Genomic DNA, 12,670 nt, shown 5'->3' with positions numbered 1-12,670 from the left:
ATTGGTGGGTCGTGCAGGATTCGAACCTGCGACCAATTGATTAAAAGTCAACTGCTCTACCAACTGAGCTAACGACCCGAAGTGGTGGGTGATGACGGGATCGAACCGCCGACCCCCTCCTTGTAAGGGAGGTGCTCTCCCAGCTGAGCTAATCACCCACTTCGGTACTTCACATTTTTGCAAGAAATCCAGCTGGCGAGAAAGTGGTGGGTGATGACGGGATCGAACCGCCGACCCCCTCCTTGTAAGGGAGGTGCTCTCCCAGCTGAGCTAATCACCCACTTCTCAATTTCTTGCTACACGGCGGAGACTACATAAAGTAGTTGGTGGGTGATGACGGGATCGAACCGCCGACCCCCTCCTTGTAAGGGAGGTGCTCTCCCAGCTGAGCTAATCACCCCCGCTGTGTGGAGTCGCATTATAGGGAGAGTTGAAAATGAGTCAACGCATTTTCTAAAGAAATTGTTCGTTCGTCGTAAAATTAAGCAAGTCGATCGCAAAACGTCCTATTATGTATGAATTCTAAGCAAAAACAGTAAAGCATGCGCTGGCGGTGGGAACAACCGAGTGGGAGTGATAGAATATTGCCCACTTTTATTTCCAGGATTTGCCGGTTGTCGGCATCTTTATAAACGTAAGGCCATTTCATGAAAATCAAAACTCGCTTCGCGCCTAGCCCGACCGGCTATCTGCACGTCGGCGGTGCTCGTACTGCTCTTTATTCCTGGCTTTTTGCACGTAACCACGACGGTGAGTTTGTGCTGCGTATTGAAGACACCGATCTCGAGCGCTCAACGCCGGAAGCCATTGAAGCCATCATGGATGGGATGAACTGGCTGAATCTGGAATGGGATGAAGGCCCGTACTATCAAACCAAGCGTTTCGATCGTTACAACGCCGTGATTGATGAAATGCTGGAAGCCGGTACGGCCTATAAATGCTACTGCTCCAAAGAACGTCTGGAAGCGTTGCGCGAAGAGCAGATGGCGAAGGGGGAAAAACCGCGTTACGACGGCCGCTGCCGCCATGGTCACGAACATCATGCTGATAATGAACCGTGCGTTGTGCGTTTCGCTAACCCGCAGGAAGGGTCCGTTATTTTTGATGACCAGATCCGTGGGCCGATCGAATTCAGCAACCAGGAGCTGGACGATCTGATTATCCGCCGTACCGATGGCTCCCCAACTTACAACTTCTGCGTTGTGGTTGATGACTGGGATATGGAAATCACGCACGTGATTCGCGGTGAAGATCATATCAACAACACCCCGCGTCAGATCAACATCCTGAAAGCGCTGAATGCGCCGGTGCCGGTTTACGCGCACGTTTCCATGATCAACGGTGATGACGGCAAAAAACTGTCCAAGCGTCACGGTGCGGTCAGCGTAATGCAGTATCGCGATGACGGCTATCTGCCGGAGGCGCTGCTGAACTATCTGGTGCGTCTGGGCTGGTCCCATGGCGATCAGGAAATCTTCACCCGTGAAGAGATGATCAAATACTTCGCACTGAATGCCGTGAGTAAATCAGCCAGTGCATTCAATACAGAGAAGCTGCAGTGGTTGAACCACCACTACATCAATACTCTGCCAGCCGAATATGCGGCAACGCATCTGCAGTGGCACATCGAGCAGGAAAATATTGATACTCGCGTAGGTCCGCAGCTGTCCGAGCTTATCAAACTGCTGGGCGAGCGCTGCAAAACGCTCAAAGAGATGGCGCAGAGCTGCCGTTACTTCTATGAAGACTTTGCTGAGTTCGATGCCGATGCGGCGAAGAAACACCTGCGTCCGGTTGCGCGTCAGCCTCTGGAAGTGGTGCGTGATAAAATTGCCGCTATCACTGAATGGACTGCTGAAAACGTACATCACGCGATTCAGTCTACCGCAGATGAACTGGAAGTGGGCATGGGCAAAGTCGGCATGCCACTGCGCGTTGCGGTGACTGGAGCAGGGCAATCGCCTGCGCTGGACGTTACCGTACATGCTATTGGTAAATCCCGTAGCATTGAGCGTATTAACAAAGCGTTGAGTTTTATTGCTGAGCGTGAAAGCCAGCAGTAATCGCTAGCCAATGTTTGATAAAAAGCGGGGAAACCCGCTTTTTTTACGCCTCGTCGTCGTTGCTCAGACCAAGCCGCGATAAAAAGCCGCTAATGCCTTCCCGGGCAAGCAACAGCTGTAGCCGCTGTTGTTCGACAGGCGTCATATTTTGCAGTACATCGGTAATTTGCCGCCAGACCACTTCCGATTCTCGCGCGCTATAGCTTCGTACAGGCTCTTGCATCTGGTTTTCAGCCGATACGTTACGCAGTGCGGGCATATTGGCAAGATACTCGAGAACGGCCGGAGTGATTGAAATAAGCCGCGCTCGTCCACCTTTGATTCCGGGGAGCGGTTCGGTATGCCAACCTTGTTCGCGGATCCAGCGATTGATGGTCTGTCGGGTCATGCCCAGATGGTTGGCTAATTCTTCCGTAGACATTTTTGCGGGAAATTTTTTCATAACGAATGCTTAGCTGCGGATCCCGAGACGTTGTAATAAACCGCTGATACCTTCTCGCAGCAGCAGTGTGGTGAACTGTTTCTGTTCAACGTCGGTCATCTCATCGGCCAACGTTAACAGTAGCGTATGGAAAGGGGGTTCATTACCGTTGGCAGCGTAGGGGGCTGCGGCCTCACAAACGCGCTGGGCGCTGTGGATAAACGCCATGACTTGTTCATTTACATGCACCAGGCGTGCTTTACCCCCCTGAACACCCGGACGCGGCGATGTTGTCCAGCCCTCTTTACGCACCCACTTATTGATAGTTTGTCGGCTATACCCCGTCAGATGGGCGATCTCCTCCGGCGTCATTCGTTCCTTGAGCATACAATTTCCTGAGTCGCAGTGTGGGAATTACATGTTCATGTTATAGCATCGTTTTACTTGAAAACGTGACACGCATAACTCCTGTTTGCGAGCAGGTGCGTATTGTTGCGCGTTTGCCTGATTTTTCAGCGATTAGCTTCCTTTAACGTATTTTGCCGTTGACACTGTGCAAGGGAATTCATATTATGCCGCCCGTCAACACGACAGCTTTACGTTGGGGCTATAGCTCAGCTGGGAGAGCGCTTGCATGGCATGCAAGAGGTCAGCGGTTCGATCCCGCTTAGCTCCACCAAATCCTGCTCCCATCAGGTTTGGAACGTAAAAGCACTGTGGGGCTATAGCTCAGCTGGGAGAGCGCTTGCATGGCATGCAAGAGGTCAGCGGTTCGATCCCGCTTAGCTCCACCAAATTACGAAACCCTCGCCGAAAGGCGGGGGTTTTTTGCATTTGCTAACTGCGTGAAAAAACAACGGATATAATATAAAATGCGGGCATTGTTCAGTATTTTATAGACCATGCTTGCTTCGAATTATTAGTGACAATAATATTTAGGCAGTCACTCTACGTACGATAAAGGATATCGGCTGCTACGCATGACTGTTAAATGGATTACCTCAATTAAAAAATTCTTCCTGGTTCTGATAATGAGCCTGGTTGCCATTCCTTTTTCTCGTTATATATCGCCAACCGCTTTCTATGAAGGTCACTCCGTTTATCTGGCGTGGTTACCATTAGGCGTTATGATTGCACTGGTGATGCTGTTTGGGCGCCATGCGGTGCTGCCACTGATCGTTGGGTTCACTGCGGCAAATTACTGGCAGATAAATCTTTCACCGGTTAATTCATTAATATTACTTTTTTGTCAGCTAACTGCGGTGTGTATCTCCGGCCTTATTTTACGCTCTATTTTAGGGCGTCGCTGGCGACATGGTTTAGTGATTCATAACCTAGGCTTACATGTTTTTTGGTTTGGTTTCGCAACGCCTATTATGGCAAAAGTCATGATGTATTTGGTCGGCGAATTTACCGTTATTCCACAATCAATGTTCAGTTATTTTAATATAACAACAAAAATTTACTCTATTGTTGATATCCAGGGGCTGGTTTGTGCATCGCTGATTTTCACAAAACTGTTCTATTACCCATTTAGGATGTGCCTTAACACCAATTATGCCAGAGCATTCTGGCGCCGTAACTTTGGGTACTACCAGAGTTTTAGATGTCGGCTAAACGTATGTGGCTGGTTCCTCGGGCTTGCCGTTCTGCTCTTTTTCTTATGCATGCCGCTCAACAATGATTATTTTGCCGGCTACCTCGCTCCGGTGATATTTATATTTTTCTCATTTGGAATCAGTCAGTTAACTTACCAGTCTGTTATTATGGCCTGGACTCTTTCCGCGTTTATGCTGGTGATGAACAACACTAACTTTTTACACGGCATTCAGACGCAGTACTCGCTCTCCTTTATTTTATCATCGCTTATCTCGTTCACGGTGTGCCTGCTGTACATGCTACAGATTTATCACCGCAGCAAACGTGTCCGACAAAAGTGGCAAGAACAGGCGATGCTCGATCCATTAACCGGTCTTCCTAATTTGCGCGCGTTGGAGGTGTACCTCGAAAAGCCGGGTATGGCTAACGTCTGCTGTGTTCATATCGAAAATCTTGATTTTCTGAGCCGTCACTACGGCATGATGATGCGCATTCAGTGCAAGCGTAGCATTACGCAAGTGCTGCAACCGGTGCTGGGCGCTAACGAAAAGTTGTTTCAGTTGCCCGGTAATGAGCTGCTTCTCGTGCTATCTGGTCCAGATACCGCGGCGCGTTTACACCATCTGGTTGCGTTTCTCCGCAGTCAGGAAATTCGCTGGAACAACTCGGTGCTGAATCTGGAATACGGCATCTCCTGGGGGCGGGTACGTGCTCAGGATGGCAATCTCTATCATACGCTGGGTCAGTTAAGCTGGCTTGCCGAGCAGGCGGGAGAGGCGGGGCAAATACTTAAGCTTGATAATGGCCAGGTGGAGGCGTTTGATCAAACCAGTGAGCAAGTCGTGCTGCTGAACCGTATTAAACATGCGCTCGATGATGATGGGTTTGTGCTGTATGCGCAGCCGATTCGAAAGCCCACCGGGGAAGGTTACTACGAAATTCTTAGCCGCCTGGTTGACGCTAATGGCATGGTGACACCGGATAAATTTATCCCGGTGTTGACCCAGTTTAACCTCAGTAAGCGCTTTGATATGCAGGTGCTGGAAAAGCTGTTCCTGTCGTTGGATGCGTTCCCGGGTCAGCGCTTTTCCGTCAACTTAATGCCTTACACCCTGATGCAAAAGGAGAGTGCTGCCGAAATTATCGCGCTGTTCCGCCGCTATCGGGTCAACGTTAAGCGCATTATTGTGGAAATCACCGAAGAGCAAGCGTTTTCAAACTCTGATGTCAGCATTAAAAACCTCAACCGTCTGCGTGAATTCGGCTGTCAGATAGCGATTGATGACTTTGGAACCGGCTACGCCAACTACGAGCGACTTAAGCGCGTTGAGGCCGATATCATTAAAATTGACGGTAGCTTTGTGCGCGATGTGCTGACCGATCCGATGGATGCCATGATCATTCGCTCAATTTGCGAACTGGCGAAAGTACAGAATCTTGAAGTGGTGGCAGAGTTTGTTGAAACCAAGGAGCAGCAGGCGCTGCTGACTGAGCTGGGCGTGCACTACATGCAGGGGTATTTGATTGATAAACCTCGGCCGCTCTGTGAGATTGGATACCATACCGAAGCCTAAAGAAAAGGGCCTGTAACTGACGTTACAGGCCCTTTTTTAACGATGAAGGATTACAGCACCAGCGCGGCGATAGAAGCAGACAGCACGCTCACCAGCGTTGAACCATAAACCAGTTTCAGACCGAAGCGGGAAACCACGTTACCTTGCTCTTCATTCAGGCCTTTAATCGCACCGGCGATAATCCCGATAGAAGAGAAGTTAGCGAAGGAGACCAGGAATACGGAGATGATGCCCACCGCGCGTGGGGAGAGTTCCGCAGCCACTTTCTGCAGATCCATCATTGCAACGAATTCGTTAGAAACCAGTTTGGTTGCCATGATGCTACCCACCTGCAGAGCTTCGTTAGCCGGTACACCCATGATCCATGCCACTGGGTAGAAGATGTAGCCCAGAATGCCCTGGAAGGAGATGCTGTAGCCAAACCAACCGGTCACGGTAGCGAACAGGGCGTTCAGCGCTGCGATCAGTGCGATAAAGCCGATCAGCATTGCCGCAACGATAATTGCAACCTTGAAGCCTGCCAGAATATATTCACCCAGCATTTCGAAGAAGCTTTGTCCTTCGTGCAGGTTAGACATCTGGATATTCTCTTCGCTTTCATCAACGCGGTAAGGGTTGATCAGCGACAGAACGATAAAGGTGCTGAACATGTTCAGAACCAGCGCCGCAACGACGTATTTTGGTTCCAGCATGGTCATGTATGCGCCCACGATAGACATAGACACGGTAGACATCGCCGTTGCCGCCATGGTGTACATGCGGTTGCGGGACATTTTACCGAGGATATCTTTATAGGCGATGAAGTTTTCAGACTGGCCCAGGATCAGCGAGCTGACGGCGTTGAAAGACTCCAGTTTACCCATGCCGTTAATTTTAGACAGCACGGTACCAATCGCACGAATGATAATCGGCAGGATACGAATATGCTGCAGAATACCGATCAGCGCGGAGATGAAGACGATAGGGCACAGAACTTTCAGGAAGAAGAATGCCAGGCCTTTATCGTTCATACTGCCGAAGACGAAGTTGGTCCCTTCGTTGGCAAAACCGAGCAGTTTTTCGAACATCTCGGAGAAGCCTCTTACGAAACCCAGACCGACATCAGAGTTCAGGAAGAACCATGCCAGCAATACTTCGATGACAAGTAGCTGAATAACATAACGAATGCGAATCTGTTTACGGTTGGAACTGACCAGTAAGGCCAGGATCGCAACCACAACGAGCGCGAGAATAAAATGGAAGACGCGGTCCATATTTGCTCCAAACATGAGGCGGGTTAAGTTTTCGTGCACATTCTATGTAACATGGTCAAATAAAACGAGATCTGTCTCTCACTATATTCAGAACCTGTGAGCAAACTCTAAATTAGTGATCTTCGATACATTTTTGTGATGTTAAGTAAATGTATGAAAAGTTTCCACGTTGTACTACTCTGTCATTAAGCGTATACCAATCCATCCTAACCTCCAGTCTGGCTATCGGTTCCGGCTATCAGAGCAATAATTATCATCCCTCGTAAATGAACTTGATAATCATTCTCATTTTGTTAGCATGAAACATAGCAAAGGCTATGTTTTTGAGGCAGAGAATGACCAACAGTCGCGTTGAGAATAACACCAGTCGTGCAGCGCGCCGTATGCGGTTAGCGCTGATGGGGCCCGCATTTATTGCGGCAATCGGCTATATCGACCCCGGTAACTTTGCGACCAATATTCAGGCTGGGGCCAGCTTCGGCTACCAGCTCTTATGGGTAGTGGTGTGGGCGAACCTGATGGCAATGTTGATTCAGGTGCTCTCGGCCAAGCTTGGGATCGCAACCGGTAAAAATCTGGCGGAGCAGATTCGCGATCATTATCCGCGCCCGCTGGTCTGGTTTTACTGGGTGCAGGCGGAAATTATCGCCATGGCGACCGATCTGGCGGAGTTTATCGGTGCAGCCATCGGCTTTAAGCTCATTCTCGGTATTTCCTTGCTACAAGGCGCTGTTCTCACGGGGATCGCCACCTTCCTGATCCTAATGTTGCAGCGCCGTGGGCAAAAACCGCTGGAGAAAGTCATCGGCGGCCTGCTGCTGTTTGTGGCGGCGGCGTATATTGTCGAGCTGATTTTCTCTCAACCCGCGCTGGCACCGTTGGCAAAAGGTATGATTGTACCGTCGCTACCGAACTCAGAAGCGGTATTCCTCGCGGCGGGCGTGCTGGGCGCAACGATTATGCCGCACGTTATTTATCTGCATTCATCGCTGACCCAACATTTACACGGTGGCACGGCAAAAGAGCGCTATAACGCCACGCGCTGGGATGTCGCCATTGCCATGACCATTGCCGGTTTTGTCAACCTGGCGATGATGGCGACCGCAGCGGCGGCGTTCCACGCCCATGGGCATACCGGGATTGCCGATTTGGATCAGGCGTATCTCACTCTGGAACCGCTGCTTAGCCATGCGGCGGCGACCATCTTTGGCCTCAGCTTGATTGCCGCAGGCTTGTCTTCAACGGTCGTCGGTACGCTGGCAGGTCAGGTGGTGATGCAGGGCTTTATCCGTTTCCACATTCCGCTCTGGTTCCGCCGGGTGGTGACAATGCTGCCGTCGTTCGTGGTGATACTGATGGGCTTAGACCCGACGCGCATACTGGTAATGAGCCAGGTTCTGCTGAGTTTTGGTATTGCTTTGGCGCTGGTGCCGCTGCTGATCTTTACCAGTGATAGTAAACTGATGGGCGAGCTGGTGAATACGCGATGGGTTAAACGAATTGGCTGGGCCATCGTGGCCATCGTGGTAACCCTAAACGGCTGGCTACTGATAGGAACATTGTTTAATTGATAACCAGGTGACCGTGACTCGTGGCAGGTCACGGTTTTCCTTCGCCTTTTCCGTTACGCTAGGTTGGGTTTGACCTATCAGCGAACGGCCATGAATCATTTCGATCTCTCCTTCTTAAAATACCTGCAGGATAACAATCCTCTTGGCATTGAGCATGCGGTGCAGCGGTTTGGTAAAACGCTTTCAACCCTGAAGCGCACGATGAAAGAGCTAAACGAACTGCTACCTGCTAACGTACAACTGCATCAGGATAACCAATGCATTACCACCCGCATCGGCTACAGCGACTACATCGATTTTCTCCAGCGAGTACAGTTTAATCGTTATCTCACTACCGCCGAGGAGCGCGTGCAGGATCTTTTTGTCGCGCTGTGTCTGCGCGATGTGGTGAATAAAAACGAATACTATAAAAAGTTTTTTGTCAGCGCGGGAACGGTCAAAAATGATAACCCGGTGATGCTGCGTCGGGTTCAGGAGAGCGGGCTTACGCTGCTGAGTATTCCGCGCAAAGGATCGCAATTGGTGGGCGATGAGTACCGTTTACGCCTTGCGGTGTGTATGTCGATTCTGAAAACCGTTGAAATTGGCGCCGATAATCGGCTGATTGCCCATCAGGCCAATGAACCGATTAATCGATCTATTGCGGAGCAGTTCCTGACGGAATGTGCGCAGGAAATCACGCAAGCGGCAGCGTATTACGACCATGTCATTAGCCCTGCCACGCGGCTTGGCTACAACGGTCGCAAATATCTGCTGGTATACCTGAGCCTGGCGCTACATCGGATTAAACGTGGGCATGATATTACCGACAGCAGGATGTGTAACTTCCTGACCACCTATCCCTACGCGGTTCTGAGCGATGACGATGAAAACCTGTGCCTCGATATGCTGATTGCGTCGCTGACGTTTATCCATCGGCCCTTTACGCTCTATGATCCGCTGCTTGCGGCACACGTAATGCGGGTCAGCGACGCGCTTTCTGGCGGTCTGAATGCCACGATCCACAATCGCCACCTCTGGTATGCGGATATTTATAACTTTATTTACGCGGCGATTATTCAGAACAAATTCCACCTGTGGTTCGATGATAAAAAACTGCACGATGTACAGCGACGCTATCCGCAGCTTTGGCGGCATGTTCAGCAGGCGCTCAACGAGATTGAGCTGCGCTGGCAGATGTCGTTTTCGGCGATCCATCTGGCCACGCTGGTGCTGATTATCAAGAAACATGAGCTGAAGAACAGGGTGGTGGGGGATGCAAAAAAACGGGTCATCATTGTGACCAACTCGTCGGAAAGCAAGGTTGGCTACTTCAAAGAGGTTCTGCTGTCTCGTTTTCATATAGATGTGCTGGGCTGCGTGAACATCAATGAAATTGACCGACTGCTCCAGCAGGATTTCGATCTGCTGATCACTTTCACAAATAAGATTTCCAGCCACCTGCGCCACGCAAAGCTGGGCTATGTGAAGGTCAATTTCTATCTGACTCAGGATGATTTTCAACTGCTGCGTGAGCATGGCCTTAGCCCAACGCGCAAAAAAATACCTGCTGAATCTTTCGTTCAACAGGTACAGGGAATGAGCCCGAAGGCGTTAAAAGCGTTCCTCGAACAGCACTACGGTGATGTCTTTATTTAGCCAGCGTCTGCTTGACGCCACGACACCATACGGCGTGCAGATTTTCTTCTGCATCCAGCACCAGAATATCGGCGTCTTTTCCTGGCTCCAGACTGCCTTTATGCTGCGCGACACCCGCCAGAATTGCTGGGTTAAGGCAGGCGATTTGCGCGGCGGAAACCCAGCCGTTTTCCAATCTCTTCACCACATTCTTTACTGAATCAAGAAAGCTCATCTCCAGGCTCTGCACGGCAGGCCAATCATCAGGCGACACCGTACGGGTACAGCCGTGGCAGTCGGTGATCTCCAGCATCTGCTGGTGAATACGGAACGTTTCCTGGCGCAGATAGTGCTTAAATTCGAACCCTTCGGGGAAATCAACGTAGCCCAGGCAGTCGCTCATCATCACCAGACGTCGGTCTTTCTTTAAGCGATAGAGAATATCAAAAACCTCCGGCCGCAAGGTGATACCACTTTGTTTAGCGACCTCGGCGAAAGTTTCTTCGTAATACATCAGCGCGCCAACCACCCCAGGCTCCCGGTGATGCAGGCCGCGCATGGCGCTGAAGGCGTGAGTAAAATGATTGAGCCCGGCATCGATGGCTTGGCTAATTTCATCGAAAGTGGCGTCGGTATGCCCCGCTGAAATAGTCACGCCGGATTGATGAAGATGCCGAATCAGCGCCAGGGCACCGGGCAGTTCGGGCGCGAGCGTCATTAAGCGGACATGTCCTCCTGCCGCGCGTTGGTAGCGTTCGAATCCCGCAATGCTAGGCTGCTGGACGCAGTCCAGGCGCTGCATGCCGATAAATTTGGGATTAATGTAGGGACCCTCCATATGAATCCCCACCGCCTGCGCACCATCCTCAGGTCTGGCGTTGTCTATCCATTGAGCGGCAGTGGCCAGGCTTTCCAGCAAAAATTCTTCCGATTGGGTGGCGGACGTTGCCAGCCACGAGGTCACGCCAGCATTCACCAGATCCTGACTCATCGCCGCGAGCGACTGTGTTGCCCCTTTCCAGGCAAAAGAGCCACGGCCCCATCCGTGGACGTGGATATCAACAAAGCCCGGCATCAGCGTGGCATCTCGGTAATCCATAACGCGTCCGCGGGGCGTATCATCCAGTGCCACAATTTTGTCATCGTCGACGTGCAGATAGCCGGCGCGGATCCCATTGGGGGTAATAATACGTTCACAGGCCAGAGAGAGGCAGGCATCAGCCATGATTGTTCCCCATCACGCGGTTGGCGGTTTCCTGCGCCATTTCGGCGCACAGACCGATGTAATGGGCGGGATCGAGAAGGGCATCAATTTCGCTATCGCTGAAATTCTGGCGGATAACCGGGTCATGGCGCAGGACTTCAGCATAAGGAATGCCCTCATGGGTACTTCGCATGGCCAACTGATAAACGCGTTCGTGCGCGGCATCTTTGCCAAGCTTTGCCACCAGATGCATCATTATTTTTTCGCTATTGATAAGTCCATGCGTGAGCTGGACGTTGTGCAACATCCGCTCGCGGTTAATGACCAGCGTACGGGTCAGTTCTTCCGCGCGCATCACGATTTCCGCGATGCACTCCATACTCTCCTGAATATTGGCATCAAAGATAAAGTAGGCCGAACTGTCCGCTTCGAACGGGCGTGGACTCACGTACAGGCACGACGTCAGCACGGAATAGAGTTTCTGCGCGTTAGCAATAATGCCTTTTGCCAGCTTAGGGTTCACCTTCTGCGGCATGGTGCTGCTGCCGACGGTTCCCTTGGTAAAGGCTTCCGACACCTCACCAAATTCTTCGCCGGACGTTTGATAAACCTCTTCGGCAATTTTATGAAAGGTGGTCGCCAGCAGACATAAATTGTTGATGTATTCCATTCGGTAAACGCGAGAGTTGCGTGATGGAATGGCCATCGAATGCATACCGAGCTGCTGTGCTACGCTGTCTTGTACCCTGCGGCCGGTTTCCCCCGTGGCGTGGAAGGCACCCACGGCACCGCCCATCATCACGGTAAAAACGCGTTTTTCTGCTTCCTGCATGCGCTGCTGCGCGCTTAACAATTCGTCAATCCACACGGCAACTTTATAGCCCCAGGTGATCGGAAGCGCGTGTTTACCGTGGGTTCGCCCGGCCATTAACGTGGACTGATGCTCCTGTGCCATTGTTGCCAGGTTGCGCAGCGTGTCGCTAACAAAGCCATGCAGCAATACGTTAAATTGCTTCGCCAGATACAACTGAGCGGTTTGCTGAATATTCTGGGTGGTTACGCCATAGTGCACGTATTTTCCGCTTTCCGCGTCGCAGGCCTTGACCAGCACTTTGATCACCGGCACAAAACCGTGGCCTATTTCCCGCAGCAGGCGTTCCATTTCGTCAAGATCGATCTTTTCCACCTGACAGTTGGCCGCAATATTCTGCGCCGCGTCCTCCGGGATCATCCCCTGTTCAGCCTGAGCCAGTGCCAGCGCGGCCTCAACGTCCAGCCATGACTGGACTCGCGCCTGCTGACTGAGCAGCGCCTTCATGCCGCGATCGTGAATGGTTTTGCTCTTTGAATCATATAATGCGCGCATTG

At 51.2% G+C, this 12,670-nt stretch carries 10 protein-coding genes and 6 tRNA genes; 7 read left to right on the top strand and 9 right to left on the bottom strand.

The window, feature by feature from the left end; genetic code table 11:
- Window positions 1–2: 2 nt before the first annotated feature.
- The 4 genes from KCR01S_RS21460 to KCR01S_RS21445 all read right to left on the bottom strand — a co-directional run bounded on the left by KCR01S_RS21460 (window position 3) and on the right by KCR01S_RS21445 (window position 400).
- Window positions 3–78 (bottom strand) — tRNA-Lys (locus tag KCR01S_RS21460).
- A gap of 4 nt (window positions 79–82) precedes the next feature.
- Window positions 83–158 (bottom strand) — tRNA-Val (locus tag KCR01S_RS21455).
- Between the two features lie 46 nt (window positions 159–204).
- Window positions 205–280 (bottom strand) — tRNA-Val (locus KCR01S_RS21450).
- 44 nt (window positions 281–324) lie between these two features.
- Window positions 325–400 (bottom strand) — tRNA-Val (locus KCR01S_RS21445).
- 247 nt (window positions 401–647) lie between these two features.
- On the opposite strand from KCR01S_RS21445, the gene gltX reads away from it, so the two are divergent.
- Window positions 648–2,063: a glutamate--tRNA ligase gene (gene gltX / locus KCR01S_RS21440; protein WP_061285000.1), complete on the top strand. Its 1,416-nt coding sequence runs from the start codon at window positions 648–650 to the stop codon at window positions 2,061–2,063.
- Window positions 2,064–2,106: 43 nt separating this feature from the next.
- Here the strand turns inward: gltX and KCR01S_RS21435 are convergent, their stop codons facing one another.
- Together KCR01S_RS21435 and KCR01S_RS21430 are read right to left on the bottom strand one after the other, a co-directional pair.
- Window positions 2,107–2,505, bottom strand: coding sequence for a YfeC-like transcriptional regulator (locus KCR01S_RS21435; RefSeq protein ID WP_061284999.1), 399 nt, complete (start codon window positions 2,503–2,505; stop codon window positions 2,107–2,109).
- Window positions 2,506–2,514: 9 nt separating this feature from the next.
- On the bottom strand, window positions 2,515–2,871 hold the full coding sequence (locus tag KCR01S_RS21430) for a YfeC-like transcriptional regulator (RefSeq protein WP_061284998.1): 357 nt from the start codon (window positions 2,869–2,871) through the stop codon (window positions 2,515–2,517).
- Window positions 2,872–3,087: 216 nt separating this feature from the next.
- On the opposite strand from KCR01S_RS21430, the gene KCR01S_RS21425 reads away from it, so the two are divergent.
- From KCR01S_RS21425 to KCR01S_RS21415, 3 genes are all read left to right on the top strand, one after another.
- Window positions 3,088–3,163, top strand: a tRNA-Ala gene (locus tag KCR01S_RS21425).
- Between the two features lie 39 nt (window positions 3,164–3,202).
- A tRNA-Ala gene (locus tag KCR01S_RS21420) sits at window positions 3,203–3,278 on the top strand.
- 186 nt (window positions 3,279–3,464) lie between these two features.
- On the top strand, window positions 3,465–5,657 hold the full coding sequence (locus tag KCR01S_RS21415) for a sensor domain-containing phosphodiesterase (RefSeq protein WP_061284997.1): 2,193 nt from the start codon (window positions 3,465–3,467) through the stop codon (window positions 5,655–5,657).
- A 50-nt stretch (window positions 5,658–5,707) separates the two neighbouring features.
- Here the strand turns inward: KCR01S_RS21415 and nupC are convergent, their stop codons facing one another.
- Entirely contained in the window at window positions 5,708–6,910 is a 1,203-nt protein-coding gene (nupC, locus tag KCR01S_RS21410; RefSeq protein ID WP_052285731.1) for a nucleoside permease NupC, read from the bottom strand.
- Window positions 6,911–7,208: 298 nt separating this feature from the next.
- On the opposite strand from nupC, the gene KCR01S_RS25900 reads away from it, so the two are divergent.
- The 3 genes from KCR01S_RS25900 (at window position 7,209) to KCR01S_RS21400 (ending at window position 10,119) form a co-directional block, all read left to right on the top strand.
- A complete protein-coding gene (locus tag KCR01S_RS25900; RefSeq protein ID WP_420883590.1) occupies window positions 7,209–7,265 on the top strand; it encodes a hypothetical protein in 57 nt (18 codons plus the stop codon).
- A complete protein-coding gene (locus KCR01S_RS21405) occupies window positions 7,246–8,481 on the top strand; it encodes an Nramp family divalent metal transporter (protein ID WP_061284996.1) in 1,236 nt (411 codons plus the stop codon). Before KCR01S_RS25900 ends, KCR01S_RS21405 begins: the two co-directional genes overlap by 20 nt.
- Before the next feature lie 90 nt (window positions 8,482–8,571).
- Window positions 8,572–10,119: a BglG family transcription antiterminator gene (locus KCR01S_RS21400; protein ID WP_061284995.1), complete on the top strand. Its 1,548-nt coding sequence runs from the start codon at window positions 8,572–8,574 to the stop codon at window positions 10,117–10,119.
- Here KCR01S_RS21400 and KCR01S_RS21395 read toward each other — a convergent pair.
- Both KCR01S_RS21395 and KCR01S_RS21390 read right to left on the bottom strand, forming a co-directional pair.
- The gene (locus KCR01S_RS21395; RefSeq protein WP_061284994.1) at window positions 10,112–11,323 is read right to left on the bottom strand and encodes an N-acetylglucosamine-6-phosphate deacetylase; all 1,212 of its coding nucleotides are present in this window, start codon (window positions 11,321–11,323) and stop codon (window positions 10,112–10,114) included. The genes KCR01S_RS21400 and KCR01S_RS21395 overlap by 8 nt on opposite strands.
- Window positions 11,316–12,668, bottom strand: coding sequence for a class-II fumarase/aspartase family protein (locus tag KCR01S_RS21390; protein ID WP_061284993.1), 1,353 nt, complete (start codon window positions 12,666–12,668; stop codon window positions 11,316–11,318). The genes KCR01S_RS21395 and KCR01S_RS21390 overlap by 8 nt, the downstream gene beginning before the upstream one ends.
- Between the last annotated feature and the right edge of the window lie 2 nt (window positions 12,669–12,670).

The sequence above is a fragment of the Kluyvera cryocrescens NBRC 102467 genome, assembly GCF_001571285.1.
Taxonomy (GTDB): Bacteria; Pseudomonadota; Gammaproteobacteria; order Enterobacterales; family Enterobacteriaceae; genus Kluyvera; species Kluyvera cryocrescens.
The sequence above is the reverse complement of the archived record's forward strand: the minus strand, read 5'-3'. Positions and strand labels throughout refer to the sequence as shown.